The sequence below is a fragment of the Bradyrhizobium sp. USDA 4472 genome (genome assembly GCF_054058595.1).
Genome location: NZ_JBSSAM010000001.1, coordinates 3,042,147 through 3,057,728, shown reverse-complemented (window position 1 = coordinate 3,057,728; position 15,582 = coordinate 3,042,147). Strand labels below are relative to the sequence as shown.

At 58.3% G+C, this 15,582-nt stretch carries 12 protein-coding genes; 6 read left to right on the top strand and 6 right to left on the bottom strand.

What is annotated here, in order from left to right; genetic code table 11:
- Positions 1-154: 154 nt before the first annotated feature.
- The 6 genes from ACVWZ4_RS13995 to ACVWZ4_RS13970 all read left to right on the top strand — a co-directional run bounded on the left by ACVWZ4_RS13995 (position 155) and on the right by ACVWZ4_RS13970 (position 7,446).
- Positions 155-1,345, top strand: coding sequence for a tyrosine-type recombinase/integrase (locus tag ACVWZ4_RS13995; RefSeq protein WP_456790158.1), 1,191 nt, complete (start codon positions 155-157; stop codon positions 1,343-1,345).
- Entirely contained in the window at positions 1,329-1,529 is a 201-nt protein-coding gene (locus tag ACVWZ4_RS13990; RefSeq protein ID WP_456790157.1) for a hypothetical protein, read from the top strand. Before ACVWZ4_RS13995 ends, ACVWZ4_RS13990 begins: the two co-directional genes overlap by 17 nt.
- A 235-nt stretch (positions 1,530-1,764) precedes the next feature.
- Positions 1,765-2,103, top strand: coding sequence for a hypothetical protein (locus tag ACVWZ4_RS13985; protein ID WP_456790156.1), 339 nt, complete (start codon positions 1,765-1,767; stop codon positions 2,101-2,103).
- 937 nt (positions 2,104-3,040) lie between these two features.
- Positions 3,041-4,249, top strand: a complete 1,209-nt coding sequence (locus tag ACVWZ4_RS13980; protein ID WP_456790155.1) for a hypothetical protein — start codon at positions 3,041-3,043, stop codon at positions 4,247-4,249.
- Positions 4,246-5,223 (top strand): trypsin-like peptidase domain-containing protein, encoded by a 978-nt coding sequence (locus tag ACVWZ4_RS13975; RefSeq protein ID WP_456790154.1) that lies wholly within the window; start codon positions 4,246-4,248, stop codon positions 5,221-5,223. The genes ACVWZ4_RS13980 and ACVWZ4_RS13975 overlap by 4 nt, the downstream gene beginning before the upstream one ends.
- 18 nt (positions 5,224-5,241) lie before the next feature.
- The gene (locus tag ACVWZ4_RS13970) at positions 5,242-7,446 is read left to right on the top strand and encodes a hypothetical protein (RefSeq protein WP_456790153.1); all 2,205 of its coding nucleotides are present in this window, start codon (positions 5,242-5,244) and stop codon (positions 7,444-7,446) included.
- A gap of 58 nt (positions 7,447-7,504) precedes the next feature.
- Here the strand turns inward: ACVWZ4_RS13970 and ACVWZ4_RS13965 are convergent, their stop codons facing one another.
- The 6 genes from ACVWZ4_RS13965 to ACVWZ4_RS13940 form a co-directional block, all read right to left on the bottom strand.
- A complete protein-coding gene (locus ACVWZ4_RS13965) occupies positions 7,505-8,260 on the bottom strand; it encodes a hypothetical protein (RefSeq protein WP_456790152.1) in 756 nt (251 codons plus the stop codon).
- A 186-nt stretch (positions 8,261-8,446) separates the two neighbouring features.
- A complete protein-coding gene (locus tag ACVWZ4_RS13960; protein ID WP_456790151.1) occupies positions 8,447-9,547 on the bottom strand; it encodes a DNA/RNA non-specific endonuclease in 1,101 nt (366 codons plus the stop codon).
- A 509-nt stretch (positions 9,548-10,056) separates the two neighbouring features.
- The gene (locus ACVWZ4_RS13955) at positions 10,057-10,959 is read right to left on the bottom strand and encodes a S1 family peptidase (RefSeq protein ID WP_456790150.1); all 903 of its coding nucleotides are present in this window, start codon (positions 10,957-10,959) and stop codon (positions 10,057-10,059) included.
- Positions 10,960-11,587: 628 nt separating this feature from the next.
- Complete coding sequence (locus ACVWZ4_RS13950; RefSeq protein WP_456790149.1) at positions 11,588-13,126, bottom strand: S1 family peptidase; 1,539 nt, start codon at positions 13,124-13,126, stop codon at positions 11,588-11,590.
- A 12-nt stretch (positions 13,127-13,138) separates the two neighbouring features.
- On the bottom strand, positions 13,139-14,260 hold the full coding sequence (locus ACVWZ4_RS13945; RefSeq protein WP_456790148.1) for a trypsin-like peptidase domain-containing protein: 1,122 nt from the start codon (positions 14,258-14,260) through the stop codon (positions 13,139-13,141).
- Positions 14,261-14,503: 243 nt separating this feature from the next.
- A complete protein-coding gene (locus ACVWZ4_RS13940; RefSeq protein ID WP_456790147.1) occupies positions 14,504-15,475 on the bottom strand; it encodes a hypothetical protein in 972 nt (323 codons plus the stop codon).
- Positions 15,476-15,582 lie beyond the last annotated feature (107 nt).

Here is a 15,582-nt window from a genome sequence, read left to right as displayed (position 1 = left end):
TGTGCCGGTGATCTGCTCGCGATTTGACAACCCACCTTAAGTGTGATTTCTACATCTGGCAAGCGTATTTTTCCCATCTAGCGATTCTTCTCGCGTCTACAACTAGTTGCATAAAATGACTGCCTTGGGAAAGGCGGCCTAAAGCCGAGTAACGATGGCGAGTATCAGAAAGCGCACGCTGAAGGCGACGAAGACGGGTCAAAAGCGAACCGTTTGGCAAGTCGACTACCGCGACAATTCCCGTAAGCGCAGGCACAAGCAGTTTCGGACGAGGAAAGAAGCGGACGATTGGCTGGTGGAAGCGCGAGCGGAAGTCGCCGCCGGCACGCACGTGCCTGCCAGCCAGTCCAAGACCTTCCGGGAAGTCGCGAAAGCCTGGATCCAGGACTGCAAGGCGGCGGGCCTCGAGCGCTCAACGACTGACGTCTACGAGCAACGGTTCAGGGATTTCAGCGAGCCGCTCTGGGGCGACCGGAAGATCGGTCAGCTGAGCACCGCCGACGCCACGCAGCTCTACGAAGATGTGCTCGTCAAGTCGCGTTCGCACGAAACCGTCCGCCGCGTCCGCATCGAGGTGGGTGCCGTTCTTCGCTACGCCCAGACCAAGGGCTGGCTCGTCAAGAATGTCATCTCGCTGACGCCCTACAAACATAAAAAGAAGAAGACGCGACCGCCGATGCCCTCCGTGGAGGAGGTGAAGGCGATCATCGAGAAGACGTCAGCAAAGTGGGCCGATTACCTGGCGATGCTGTACGTGCTCGTGTTCTGCGGTCTGCGGGGATCCGAGCTTCGTGCATTGTGCTGGATCGACGTCGACTTCAAGAAGGGCATGATCTCGATCACGAAGCGGGCCGACCGGTGGGGAATTGTCGCTCAGCCCAAGTCCGACGCTGGGACGCGCGACGTCATTATGAACGGCACCACCGCGAAGGCGCTGATGGAGTGGAAGCTGAGGTGCCCGAAGAGCGATCTGGGCCTCGTATTCCCGACTTCACGCGGCACTGTGCAGAATCACGCCAACTTGATGAATCGATTTCTCAGGTTGGCGCAGATCGAAGCTGGAGTCACGAAGCAGAAGCTCGTCAAAGGCGGTAAACAGAAAAGCAAGACGGTCGCGAAATTTGGCATGCACGCCCTGCGGCACTTTTGCGCCGCTTTGTGGATCGAAGCCGATTTTAGCCCCAAGCGGATCCAAACGATGATGGGCCACGCCAGCATCATCCAGACCTTCGACATCTATGGCTATCTTTTCGAGGCCCGGATGAACGTCGACAAGGCCAGAGACCGTGCCGAAGCGATCGTGATGGCCGGCCAAAGATCGGAACAATATGACATCCAGCACTAGGGCCAAAGTGCCGAAGAATGCATTCGACGCAAGGCACCGTCTATTCGAATCGAAGTGGTTTCGCGAGGAGATCGCGGAGCGGCTCTGTCTCTATTGTCTTTTGGTCGCCAAGTCGATCGACGCGCTGCTAGAGGCCACGGACGATTTGTGTTCGATGACCGACACCTACCTGGCGAGCCTTTAGCACGTCGCTCAGGCTAATCCGGCGGATTCGTTCCAACACCGTGATGCGGGCAGGCTTGCCGAGCATATTGGTCGCGAAATCATATCCCGGTTCTTGCGCCGGACTCCTCCGGAACTCGAAACCACAACGGTAGCACGTTCGACTTTCACGAGCTTGTCGTCGCGAAGCAACTCTAGACACGGGAGCGTGAGCCCCGCCCAGCGAACGAACCCGACAACCGAGATGGAGAATTCAGATGGGAGAGCAAGTGAACAGGGCCTGTGATCTGGTGGTCGTGGAGACGACGGTCTTTCCGGAACGCGTCCGACGTGCGGCATCAAGGCTTAGGAATTTCTTCGAAGAGCGTCCATTTGGCTCTATCGGACGCGATGATTTTGCCGCGTACACTCAGAAGTGCACCAGGCACGATCTCGCGACCGAGGCCGCCGCCGTCGGCGGTCCCATGGAGCTCGCGTGCTTCGACCTTCGCATTCTCGGAACGATCGCGGGCTTCTCAGGCGAGATCGCTCTATGGGAATTGATCCAAATGTGGATCGAAGAAAGACAGCCCGCGGGCACGGGAGGGCGGCCATGATCGTATATCGGGCGGCAACGTCGCGCGCGGAGGTGGATCTTGCGGCGCGACCGTAGCCACATCCGCCTCTACCTACCTACCATATGAAGGCGGGTCTCGAAATCGTTCTAGGATTCGACGAGCACTCCCTGGACCAACCGCCATTCGGGCAACGTCGCCCGCCACCTCGACGAGCCCGGCACACCGTCGATGACGCAGACAAATCGGCGAAGCAACGGACCATCGGTCCAAGACCACGGTGCAATCGTCCTCGACTTCCATGTCAGAGCCTCCGGCAACCGCCGCACAAGCGGCGACAATGGCCCCGACCCGGAAACGTCAGTCGCAGCCAGAAACTCCGCCATCCCTCCTGCGACCAGATCCGGTAGCGCGGCGAGATCCTCGAGGGCGTAACCTCCGTCGTCCGACTTCGTTGTTCCGCACTGCAGGTGTCCCAGCATCGGCACCGCCTGATTGCCGATCGCGCGAGCGAAGAGTTCGGTGATGGGAGGCGACCGGAAGGGACGAGGGAAGGCGCGAGGAAGAAGGCCGGCCAAGCTAGGCCCTTCGCGAGCACGCTGCGCTCGAAGGCAAGCAGTTTCCAAGGGTTTTTTTTCGGTATAATGCCGTAGGCGGTAGTATCGCTGTCCGGTGCGAAGCGCGGCAACCCCTACTAAAGGGACGCCGCCCCTACAGCCCCGGCTCGCGACCGCGCCAACCACTCAGCTGCGTCACGCGAAGGCAGCCGCATCTATCGATGGGCGCCTCGTCGGATAAAACGCGCGCCCACGCGGCTCTTTGAAATATCCCGGTAAGTGAGGCTCGCCAGGCCGAAATCCTCGCCCAACCCCACCCACGCCGACAACACACTCGACAGATGTGTAACGGGGGCTATTCTACTGTCAGTACGGCTTGGCGACCGGCCGCCTCGACATATTCGAGGCGCCAGGGAGGTCGAATGTCGAATGGACTTCAGATCGGCGTGCAGTCGGCCAAAGTCGGAGAGGCCTTGGCCAACTACTCTCTCGCCGACACCCCCTTGGCCGAAGGGCAGATCGGCGAAGAAGAGGCCTGCCCGCCAGCGTACGGGTCTGGCTTCTATGACGATCAGGAGATCTGGCGCGATCTTCTAAGACTTCACTCGCACACGAGGCTGGACGAAGGGCGGCCCGGGCGGCGGACAAGTTCACCCGATCCGAACAGATGGGACACCGTAAGCAGTCTTTACAAGGTCGCGGTGAGCGAGTGGGTCGCTCGCGTTCCCGGTCTCTACTGGCTACCCGGCTCGCAGCGCATGCGGACCGTGCACCCCTCTCAGATCGAGTCAAAGAGCGACGGCTGGCTGACCTACACTCCAAAAGGAAAATCGCAAACCGTTTCAGGTGGCGTCGGTACGTTGAAGCTTTCGCCCTCGGAAAGCGGTTACCGGCTGGCGACCCTGACCGCCTCCTGTAACGCTTCGACAGGGGTCCCCGCACTCATCTCTCCCGAGGTCTGGGACCACCATCGACTGCGGGAAGGCAGCGTCATCGTTTGTGGCGCGACGCGCTGGAGGGCAATGCCGCTGCAATGGGCCGCGCAGTTTCCGATCATGCAGCAATTGCCGCGTGGCTGCCTCGTCCTGGATAAGGTGGAGAACGTGCTGGACGTCGAGGATGGGGCGCCGATCCAAGCCCATCCGTTTTCGATCATGGAATACTGGGACGGTCCCGTCCGGCTGTTCGACTTCGTCTACGCCACCGCGGATACGAGGGACGAAGGCTTTCGAGCCGACCTTTCCCGCTTTTTCGAGGCTTATCGTCTGGCCAACGATCGTGAGGGAAATTATCTCACCGCAGCCGACATCGCCGAGCCTATGTGGGACGCCGAATTCACCAGTCCGGAGTCGCTGCGCAGAGATCAGGGCGCCCAGCTTCGCCTGATCGAGCGCCGGGTCGAAGATACCATCCGCGGTGTCGACTTCACGGAGGTCCTCGTCAAGCGTCTTTCGCAAGCCGCGAGCTTGACGGACCTAAAACGGATTTCCGCAAATGCGGGAATCGAGTGGCGACGATGGTCTCAGGGTGGAGCGATCGGAGATGAGGCCACGCGCCTAGTCGAACACGCGATCTCCTCCGGGAAGCAACAGGCTTTGTTGTACTCGCTTCAGTATGAGGACGGACTGTGAGTCAGTGGGATTATCAGGCGCTCGCCCAACTCAATGAGATTCTCGCGAACCTCTATCCATTGGACAGCGATGCTCGCAGGATAGCTACGAAGGTGGGCCTACGGACCGCGTTCATCACCTTTGAAAGCAAAGCGATCAGCACGTGGTTCAACATCCTTCAGTACGCCAAACCACAAGGCAAAACGGATGCCATCGTCGATGCGGCACTCGAAGAGTTTCCGGGAGACGAATCGCTCAAACGCGCAAAGGAAGGGCGCCCGCCCCCCACCATCAAAGGACCGGAGGCGACAGACTGGAATGGTCCACAGGCATCGGGCTTGGAGAAGATAATCGGCCAGAAGAGTACGCTCGTGCCTATCAACTACCTCCAGATCGGTCTTACGCGATCAAAGTCGGTCGTTCGGGTAAAGCGGGAGGATGGCAGTTCCGGATCGGGATTCGTTACCGAAGCAAACGTCCTCATCACCAACAACCACGTGCTACCCACGAAGGATTCGGCTCGTGGAGCAGTCGTTCAGTTCAATTATCAGCAGACGGTGGACGGGCTCGATGCAAAGATCGAGGAAGTTGGTCTGCTACCCGAGACGCTACGCACCTTAGTGGCCGACGATTGGACAGCCGTGACGCTTGAAGGCGATCCCGTATCCAGATGGGGCGCGCTGGTCTTGAAAAGAAAAACGCTCGCCGTTGGCGACCACGTCAACATCGTTCAACACCCCGGCGGGGGGCCGAAGCAAATATCGCTATTCTCCAACGTAGTCGTCTTTGCGGGCAACGGTCGCGTGCAGTATCTGACCGACACCCTGCCCGGCTCATCCGGATCGCCCGTCTTCGACTCGGCATGGGACGTAGTGGCGCTCCATCACAGCGGCGGCTGGCTCACTGAGCCAAACAGTGGCTCGAAAACCACCTACTACCGCAACGAGGGCATTTCGATCGACCGCATCCTCGATGGACTTTCGGCATCGTCTTAACCGCGGGAAAGAATGCCGATGACGGCTTATTTAGAACTGACGGGTCGCCTCGCCGACGCATTTCCGAAGGACGACGATTGGCTGCGCGTTCCAACACAAGCCGGCATGTCGACGGGCAGCATTTTGCTGCAGGGCCCCGCAATATCCGCCTGGAACAATATTCTAAGGGCGGCGCTCGATCAAAACCGGCTCGAAGGATTGAGGGAAAGGATCGCCTTAGAGCGGCCAGACATATTGCCGGTCTTCGATCGTTTCGCGGACGAGGCTTCCAAGGGTCCGTTGGAGGTGCTCGATTTGCCCTCGTTGGCGAACATTCAGATCCGCCCAGAGGATCTCGAAGCAAACAGGCTCTCCGCAGCGCTGGATTTCGGCGACACAATACCCCCAATAATCTGGAACATCGCGCTTTCCGATGCCGCACCTTCGCGGACGATGATCGATCCGCTGCTTTCGCGAACGAACCTGGGCCCGGCCATGGCTCGCCGCGATCAATTCCTACTGGAGTGTACGCACGCGCTCGCCCCCCTAAAGCAGCGCCGGAGCGAGGTTGTGAACCGAATGAACGCCTTGCAAAGCCAGGCATCTGCCGTCGAGCGCATGGCGCGTCCGAACCAACCAACTGCGCCATCCCAACTCGCCGATATGTCGGACGATCTGAGAAGGTACTGGTCGGATCGCTATTCGGAGCAAATGAACCAATATCGAAGGGATTTGGCGAGCTACGAAACGAGCCAAGCTACGTTGCCGAAGCTTCGGCAGGACAGCGACGCAGCCTTGGGCGACCTGAGGCAAGTTGAAGCCGCAATTGGCTCGCGAGAGGCACAGACAAATGCGGGCTTGCTGCCGTTTTCAGAGGACGTGGAAAGAGCACGCGATGCCGACATACTTCTCCTGCTCGACAGCCTAGCCAATTCCGGTTTGCGCGCCTTCGACACGAGCGACCCACTCAAGGGGTTCGCTGTGAGCCTGGCAAGCGGTTGCGTCCTCGAAGCTTTGGTGAAGATCTTTGTCCAACCCTCGGCAGCCACCGAAGCCGGGCGTAGATTCGGCGGAACAGCGGACGCCGCCAGCGACGTGATGCGACGGAACATCACTGAAATCGTTCGTCCATGTCTCGGAAGCGTGACCTTGGTCCAAGCCGAGGTAGAGAAAAACGAAGAAGCAACCAAGGCGCTCCTCACACGCCTGGGCAGCTTGCGAACGGCGCAGTTAGAGACGGGTCTTGACCGCGCAGCCCGCCTACTGAGCCAAGGCGCGCCTCAGCTGCCGTCGCTGGGAGAAATCGAAAAACCCCAGGAATTGGAGCAGCTCCGTCAAGATCTGACCGACATTCAAGCTTCAGCGAAGCTCCACGTTTCGCAAATTCGCGCCGAACTAGATGCGGAAGTCTCGACATTCGCCGCGACCTCCTCGGCGGCCGACGACGCAAAAAGTACGCTCGCGGCTCTCTCCGCTGACGCTTCTGCCAACAAGACGTTGCTGGAAAGGACGTGGCGCCTTTACGGGCTTCTCGCCAAAGCCGGTGTTTGCGCCAGTCTACCCAAGTACACTCGCACCCTTTGTCTCGCGATCCGCCAGGAAGTTTCGAGGCGAAATGGTGTGTCGCCAGATGCGCTACTGACCAAAGCACGATCAACGGAGCTCGGGTACCTGGACGCACGGTCCGCCGTCGAAGGACATATCCTTACCCGCTATCGCGCTTCTCGACCTCAGCTTGAGGTACGGATGGGCGAGGGCGCCACACTGCTCGAAGAGACCGGGAAGCTGTTGACGGGTATAGACGAACGGTACCATTCGACGGCGGCAAGTTATCGGCAGCGTATCCGTGACTACGCCATATCATCCTACATTCCAGGAGTAGGCTTGCTCTTCGCTCTCGGGATGGCAGCGACCACATCCAAGCTCCTCGCGTTGCTGAATAGCGACAAAGCTCCGTACGCGGATCTACAAAGTTACGCGCTCAAGTGCTTTCTTTGGGCGATCGTGGGCAACGTCACGGCAGTCGCGGCCGTCGGAAGCCTGTTGGCCTTCTATTATGCAGGCATACTTTCGGCCGAAGATTATACCCAATTGCTCTATAGTCTCGCCCTCGCAAGTGGCGTCGCTCTCCTCATCTCGATCCGCAACATGTGGCTCATCAGGGGGCACAAGGTGCAGCCACGATCTGGTACTGGGAGCGGAGTAGTGCCACCTGTTCCTCAAGACATGTCCCGGCCCCGATAGCGCTGCTTCCGTCGCTGAGCGCGGAAGCAGCTTGGAATTTTCTGCCAGACATTCACTACTACGGCGGAAGGCCCCTGAGAGTACCGAGCTGCGTCGATATCTGGTTTGTGAGAATGTAGTTCAGGAGGGATACCGCCCGAGTGGTCTGAGCCGCTCGGGCTAGTGACTCGGTCGCCGAACGTTCGGCGAAGGCAAACGTCAGCTTGTCCGTGTTCACTTCCGCGATGCCTGCAAGACTGCCCGGTCCCTTGAAATGCGTCAGAGTCCAAGTGGGTCCGACGGCATTGAGGTTCTTCGATATTACGAAGCTGACATAACCTCCGAACGCTCCGCTGGAGCCCGATAGCTTTGTATTGAGGTTGAGCCCTTCGCTTGTGAACGCCATTTCGGCGGATTTCACGAGACCAAGCTCTCCAGCAAGGTTCGTGTCGGCGATGGGACAGCGGAATGAATCGACCTCCGTACCGAGTTTACGGCTCGCCTCCTGCGCTAACATCATTTCCGTACGGATGTCCTTGATCGACCAAATCAATTGCTCCGTGAAGTTCTGCTCCCGCTGGGCCTCCAATTTTGCTCCCGCGTTGAAGGAGAACAGGCCATTCGTGTACGTGATATCCGGCGAACAGACTGTCCCGCCGTCGTCAAACGTTACGATGCAGCACGACGCGGCCGCCGGCATTTCCTCCGGCGGCGTCTTTTCGATGTTTCTCGACTCGAGTAATGACCTCAGTCTCGCAGAGAGGACTTCGTCCGATGGCAGAGGGACGAGCTTGTTGTAAAGACGCCAGTACAGACGCCTGAACCAATCCCACATAACCACCCCCCGTTCAACGAAAGGTAGTATCACGCGCGATCAGAACTTCATCAACGAGATGCAGGTCAAAAAGCGAGAGTGTCGCATTTTCGTTACACTTTGAGACGACGCAAGCCGTACTTCTGCGAAGTCGATCGTCGGCGCTTCAGGAAAAAGCGGCAGAGCCCGCTGCGCGGAAAAAGAACATCAAATCACGATATCGGCTCCGCCGCGGATGATCTTAACCTTTGTGGTTTGTCCCACGACCGGCAACTCAAGCGTGCCCGGTTGCCCGCCTTGAGCAAAATGATCGTGATCCTTGAGGAGCCCGAAATCCAATCCAGTCCTGCGCTCTAAGTCGGCCACTGTAATCTGGGTTGCTGTCACATCGAACGCCTCTTCGAAACCGGAAAGATTGGCGATGTCTTCCTGACCCAGTACGAAGGCCGTGACGGACGGAGTGTCGTCTTGGCGGATAAGGACGCAAACCTTCCAGAATTGCAGAGGGCAGCGGACGGAATAGTCCATGCGATCGTTCTTGTAGACGGGATCATTGGAAGCAAAGACTGGGCCCGTAATGACGGTTATCCGCCGCTTCTCCTTCTTGGCATGCTTCTCGAGGAGGAATTGCTCCAGGCCCTGCCAGCGGTCTTTGCCACGATTGAACGGCGAAGCTTGCAGCGAGCAATTCGTAAAATGGAAGGTATCGTTGTTAGCGGCCAGAGCGCTCGCGACGTCCCTACCCCAAGCGGTATCTTCCCGACGGGTAAGGTGGCCCCGGTCGATACCAGGTTCAAAAGCCTCTTGCCCAAGCTGCTCGCTCTTCTTGATCCGAGTGTCGACATACCAACGGTCGCCTTGCCGTTTACCTATGTTCGGGCGGCTATCTCCATCGACATTGGCGGCCGAGAACCACGCCGTTCTCCTCGGACCGTTCATGTAGACACTGTAATGGTAGTACGCGAGCTCGAACGGATCTCCTTTCCGCACGGCGTCCGGCCTGACGCGGGCCGTAGCCTTTTCCATGGCTTCGCTCAACCGCGGCAGCGGAACCTTGAGCTTCTCGAGAAACTCCGAATCGAATCCGGGCCGGTCACTGTAGTCCTGATTGATGATGACCGCTTCCAGCTCCTCCGAAGGCGGCGGTCCAGACCATTGAGAAGGCAACCTAAAGGTAACGCGCATCGAGCCGTCGAGGCTCTGATACTCACCGGAGTCGAGAATCGCCCGCTCAGCGTTGCCAATCGTGGTGGCTGGCTGACCGGTAATGATGCTCAAAAGGCGCATAGCCTGCGCCTCTTCGCTCAAGCTCTTGTCGGGGGGAATGCATTCGCTCTGCGCAACGCCGTTAACGACGCGACAGATTGCGACGTGATCGTCAGGACATTCAACTCTCCCACCGGGCGGGTTGGGACACGTGCAGCTATTCATTCTGACGGCTGTTCGTGCGGGTTCGGATCCCTGAATTGGCTGCCGTATCGGGGGGCTCGATGCGATGGATGCGGATCCTCTTGGAAGTCCAACGGAAACACTAACTTGGAGCGGAATGGTCCAAGTCGCTACGTCGGATTGAAAGGCAGATGGCGGGTCGTAAGGAGCCGAGGGACTTGCCGAGGGCGACTGCACCGCCGGTCCGGAAGAAGCGGCCGTTACCGCCCCCTCATCCATCTCCGTCGCCCGCCAGGTTGGATCCCAATCGTTGGTTGGCTCGGCGTTTCCGTCGAAATTCAGAAGCGGAGCGAGCCGCCGATCTCGCGCGAGCTCATACATCGGCACCGCATAATTCGCCTTGAGATACTCGCCTGCGAAGTGCAGCGCTACAACCTTTCCCGATTCAATGTCGATAACGGCTGAACCGAATTCCCCCCTAGCGTCGAAGCGTCGTGGGTCATCGCGTTGACCATGTTCTCGAAACTGCGGATCGACGCACGCTCCCTGATCACTCCAGGCTGCAGCCTCTTCACGAGATACTTCTGGCCGAAAATGCGATCTTGCAATGAAAGATCGTTGCGATAGTCCTTAGCTGGGTATCCGATCGTCACGACCCGGGACCCGATCATTTTCTCAGGGGGCATCGTGGAGAGGTTGAGAATTGCGGAGCTCGGCAAATTCCCGACACGAAGGAGCGCCATGTCCCAATAGGGATGAATCATTTCGACGCTCTCGACATTCAGATAGCCTGACTGATCGTCCGGCTTCGAGTCGACCTCACGCAAGAAATCGATACCGGCATCACCGGCCGTGTAGCGAATCTTGAGCCCGAGCCCTCGCGAGAATATCTGAGCCACGTGCCTGTTGGTGGCAATCAGATTCTTGCCTACCACGAAGCCGGTGCCAGCATACGGCAAGTTCGGTGAGTTGGGAGCTTCCACCCGTCCCACCAGAGGCAAAAGAGGATCGATGCGCCCCTTATAAATTTGAGTGTTAAGATCCGTCCACGGATAGCCTAGCTGATCGTAACTGCCCTGCTTCACGAAAACGACCGGCCTGTTTTCCGGCATTATTATCGCTTCGAGGTTGAACATCTCGCTATCCGTCACATCCTCGAATCTCCCTTCCGCGAGTTTTTGCAATCCGTCGTCGGGCGCTCCGCCTCCCGGCGGCATTCCTTCGAGAACTACTTCCTCCGAAGGATGTCTGCCGATTGTCTCGAGCCTTGCGTCGGGAGATATCTGCTTCAGGAGATCGCGGAGCCGCTTGGCCTTTTCGACCTTTTCCATGATTGCCTCGAAGGAAATGAAAGAACGTGCTTGAAAAATCTCACGTGATCACATGATTTAAGCAGGCATGTGACAGGTCACGCCATGTCGGGCGCCAGCGACCGCAATGGGGTGAAGTACATTCAACCTGCAATTGAGCATTTTGCAAGCAAAAATGACTGTTGCCGCGCATCATAGGCGGCGGCACTTTCGATTTGTTCGCGTTCGCTCGCACTGTCGGAGATAGCGGAAGCGCCACTCAGAGCACGCTGGCGCTGGGCTCTACAGCGCATTCGCAATAGGCTCGAGGCTGGGCCATCCGCAGCGGCTATAAAGCATGGCTACGCGGCTCGGGCACCGCCGCCGCCGGTTGTGCCTGACCGGGGTACTTTGAAGAGAACGTACATGGATCCATCGGGACTTTTATATTCTCCCGATTGGAGGATCGTTAGTTCCGCATTCCCTAATGTCGTGAACGATTGCCCGGTGATAATCCGCAAGAAGCGAAGAGCCTGCCCTTCTTCGCTCAGGGTCGTGTCCGGTGGAATACATTCCGCTTGCGCAACACCATTCACAACGCGGCAAACGGCGACGTGATCATCTGGACAATCGACCTTCCCGCCCGGCGGATTAGGGCACGTACAACTGTTCATGACTCCCCCCTGGCCTTTAGAATGAACTCGCTCGCGTTCTCTGCAACGTCGTATGGCTTGATCCTGCGCCTCTGGGAAAGACCGCGAAGCATTTTCAAGCCTTCGACTTCGTCTTGGAATGTAATCTGAGTGGGTCGAACAGGCGAGTCCAATTCGTCCTCAGCTAATCCGATGAACCGAACGGACTTCCGGCCGAGCCTAGCGATCGCGGTGGCGATCCTTCGAAAGTTCGCGGCTTCCGGGATGGCCAACGACGTAATTCCATGCCCGCCTTGTGGGGCGGCCATTTTGAGATTGTGCTCATGTTCCGAAAGGACGGTCATGTAGGTCTGCAAGGAGGCCTTCAGGCCGGCGTCCGTCGATTTGACGGAGCACGCCGAGCGTAGAGTTACATGCAATGGTGTCCGATGCTCAAAGTCCAATAGCCCTGTTCGACGGTTGAGATTGCGCAAACATCTGAGAATCGTAGCACTCGCAGTGGAAGCGGAAGGCAACTCGGCTCGAAGCTCCACAGGCAAGCCGTCGAAGAGATCCTTCACGTCAAAGTCTGAGCCGAAACCGGCACGCACCAGAATGTCCTTGACGTCGCTCAGGTCGTCCGCCGTGAGCAGATGGGCGCGCGATTTGGCCGGCGGAACATCCGGCAAGAAGCTCTTTTTGGCGAAGGCTTCGATGTCTGCGTCGACGAAGCTTAGTCTGCTCTTCCAGAGAGGCAACCAAGACGGATTCGGTTTTGAGCCCGTGAAGCAGAGTTCGCTCAACTGCAAAAACGGATCGTTGGCAAGCTCCCAAGCCGGGACGGCGAAGTTTCGCTCGAGATAGACGCCTGCATAGTGCACGCCGACGACTTCTCCGGTCGCGAGCCGAACGACAGGCGCCCCGGATGTTCCCGATGTACACGACGCATCGTGCGCAAGAGCCGGCACGTCTACACCCGCCGTCTTCGCGGTTGCCGATGAACTGAGCACCCGACCGGGCATAATCCTCTTTTTTCCGAAAACGCCGCCGAACAGGCCAGCGAGCAGGCTGGGATCGTTACGCAGGTCATTCAGCGGATAGCCGATTAGCGCGATTTCTTCTCCGATTTCTGGCGTACTCGACGAGAAATGCAGAATGCTGTCAGCTTTAACGGCCCGCTCCATCTCGAGAAGAGCGAAGTCGAAATAGGGATGGATGAGCTTGACTCTGACGCCGATCGACGTTCGAGCGTCCGATTCATCAGCGAAGAAATTCAGGTGATAGAGTATCTCCGGCCCGTCATCTCTTTTGCGAAGCATTGATTGAGCAACGTGCCCCGTCACAGCCGCAAGCGTGGGCGCCACGGCGAAAGCCGTACCAATAAATTCGAGATCCTTGTTAGACGTCTCGAGCCTCGCCGTGGCTCGGAACGCGCGGGACAATACCTCGGTCGCGGATGCCAAGGGTTGAGACCACGCTCCGTGGGAGGAAGCGCCCCTGACAGTCTCGCCCTCGACCGGAAACGCCGGGCGTGCGGCCTCTTGCGCGGCGGGATCCGGAATAACGATGATCGCCATTTCGGCAATGCCTCACTTTTCCTTCCAGCCATCCACGCCGATATCTTTCCAGCACTTGGCATGATTGAGCCTAAGGTCCTCGATGATCAGGTCGATGCGCGTTCCCGTGTTGATCCAAGCCGTAGTCTTGCCTTGATAGTTGAATGTCCCCAAGGTCGGATCGCTGTGCTTGTGCAGGGCCACTACTTGCCAATTGTCGTTGCACACTGCGGATCCCGAGGAGCCTTCCTCGGTGTCTGTGAAATATGCAAGATCGCGCTCATTTAAGAGCACGGCTAGATTGTTGCGTAGCGCCATCTGCTTCGCCGCACCGCCCGGGTGCTGAATAATGTTGACGGCCATTCGGCTGCCGGCTGGCAACTCGAGCGGACCATGCCAGAGAGGAAGAGGAGCCCGTTTCGGATCCTCAGACAATTCCAGTACCGCATAATCAAGTTTTTCGTCAGCCGCGCAAAGGGATTTAGCCCGAATGATCGTTCCATCGACGCCGTCGAAATCGTAATCGAACTGGACGGTTGCTCCTGCGGCCTGCCGCGCGAAGTCCTGTGCACTCGGCGGCGCTTCACCTCGCGCTCGCGCTCGGACAACGTGATGGTTTGTGATCACGTGCCGAGACCCGATCAGCCAGCAGGTTCCTGAAGCCACGACGGGTTTGCCGGAGGTATAGGTTCTGGGGGCATCGTTTTCGATCTGTCCGACCCTGAGCCGAGCGGTCCCCCTTCCGACCAGTTCGGCACCCTTCAGGAAGCCGAACGAAACCATATCGCTCGTAAAAAGAATACGTTCGGGAATCGCCTCGCGGAGCTGCTGATCGGGCTTGTCAACTGTCGGCCGCTTTGCGGTAACCTCGTCGGCGCGGTCCCTAAAAAACGATCGGTCATCGGGCCGAAACGCAGAGAGGTAGGCCGCATTTCGAAGCAGCCGCTCCAAAGGAATTTCGCCATCGATCGGATCGGTTCTGTTCAGTCTGCTAAGATCGCGTAGCATTTGGCCGGCCGCGTTCTGCACGTTGTCCAGTTCGGAAATGAATGCCAAGCTCAATCCGGCCAAAAGGTCTTCGCGCCTCTGAGCGAGTCCGGCGCGGACCGCTCTTTCGTGGATTTCGTGAATCTTGTCCTGGTCGAAGTATGGCATCTCGGACCCTCGGATCTGCCACAGATTGTAAGCCAATCGCACGGTTGGTAGAAGGCGATGTATGTCGATAGGGCGACTCGTCGTGTGTAGCCGGCCCCATCCGCTTACTGATCAGGTCGCGTTCACCTTTGGCTGCGGTCAAAGGAGATGCCGAGCGCTCTCGATGATGCGTGAATTTGATCGCATGCGAACTGCGCAAATCGTCCCGTCCACGCCCCTGCTTTTCCGGTCTTACCGAGCGTGTCAGGCAAGATCAATCGGCAGATCATAGCGGCGCTTGTGCTCGTCCAGCACGGTTATGTGCGCCTGCCCTTTTTTGAAGTGAGTATTGAAGTGAAGCTTCTGCGTGCTGCTACGTTGTCCGGAAGGAACGACGAGCGTAGATCGGCTCGCTGCGCCGGGCGGCTCGATCTCGAATCTTGCGGTACTACGCATCCCCTGAGGTATCCAGTCCGCCGGCGGAACGTGGCCGGCCTCCACCTCGACGTCAACGTCCAAACCATCCCCGCGCTTCTGAACACTGCTATTCCGAACGCATACAAAATACGCACTCGGCATCACCGTGTGACACATGTCGGACAGGTTGGACGGTGCCGTCAATTCGGCATTACGCGCCCCTGCGCGCGCCGTGCATTTGATCGCAAACAGCTTCCTCACGTAACGATCAATGGATCGTGCGTGACCACGGAATCGCCACTCGTCGAAGTCGCATGTCCCCCATTGTCCTGCGCATACCGAAGTCGCGACACCTTGCGCCAGAAGCGCGGCATAGAATGTTCTGAGCGACTTATTCTGTCGTAGAGAAACGAGCGCCTGTCCGATCGCACTCATGAGCCAGGCCGGCGCACTTTCACGATCGATAGCCAGCAACTCCATCAATTCCGCAACGTACCTTCCATCAGGCGACTCTGCCGTCGCGCCGCCCGCGGGCCGCCAGCCGGCTCTCGGCCCGGTCAAAGCATACCTGCCTTCGATCGGCGCTCCACGGCTGGACTTCGGGGAAATGGATCGGCGCGGATCGGTCAGCAGCACCTCGCCGGCCAGCGCGACTTCCAGTCCGTCGAAAGCGCGCAGGAAAATCGTGCCCGGAGAGAATTGTAGCGAAGCCTGTTCGGGCGCGTCGCCGACACCCGCCAAAATCCAGATATGCCGACCGTCGTGCTGCCGAGGCTGCCGCGAACCGATCCGACTAGATCTCGTTGGTTCAAAACTCATGCCGCACGAAACCCGAAAAATGATTCACAAAAACAACTAGGCTGAGGCGAGACGGTTCTTACGGCGGAAAGCTCCAATACTGCCATTTTTCGCGAGCGGGTGGGGAA

Excerpts from the sequence above, each read along its gene's own strand:
- ACVWZ4_RS13995 (WP_456790158.1), top strand. The coding sequence starts at position 155 with ATGGCGAGTATCAGAAAGCGCACGCTGAAGGCGACGAAGACGGGTCAA.
- ACVWZ4_RS13990 (WP_456790157.1), top strand. The coding sequence starts at position 1,329 with ATGACATCCAGCACTAGGGCCAAAGTGCCGAAGAATGCATTCGACGCA.
- ACVWZ4_RS13985 (WP_456790156.1), top strand. The coding sequence starts at position 1,765 with ATGGGAGAGCAAGTGAACAGGGCCTGTGATCTGGTGGTCGTGGAGACG.
- ACVWZ4_RS13980 (WP_456790155.1), top strand. The coding sequence starts at position 3,041 with ATGTCGAATGGACTTCAGATCGGCGTGCAGTCGGCCAAAGTCGGAGAG.
- ACVWZ4_RS13970 (WP_456790153.1), top strand. The coding sequence starts at position 5,242 with ATGACGGCTTATTTAGAACTGACGGGTCGCCTCGCCGACGCATTTCCG.
- ACVWZ4_RS13965 (WP_456790152.1), bottom strand. The coding sequence starts at position 8,260 with ATGTGGGATTGGTTCAGGCGTCTGTACTGGCGTCTTTACAACAAGCTC.
- ACVWZ4_RS13955 (WP_456790150.1), bottom strand. The coding sequence starts at position 10,959 with ATGGAAAAGGTCGAAAAGGCCAAGCGGCTCCGCGATCTCCTGAAGCAG.
- ACVWZ4_RS13950 (WP_456790149.1), bottom strand. The coding sequence starts at position 13,126 with ATGGCGATCATCGTTATTCCGGATCCCGCCGCGCAAGAGGCCGCACGC.
- ACVWZ4_RS13945 (WP_456790148.1), bottom strand. The coding sequence starts at position 14,260 with ATGCCATACTTCGACCAGGACAAGATTCACGAAATCCACGAAAGAGCG.
- ACVWZ4_RS13940 (WP_456790147.1), bottom strand. The coding sequence starts at position 15,475 with ATGAGTTTTGAACCAACGAGATCTAGTCGGATCGGTTCGCGGCAGCCT.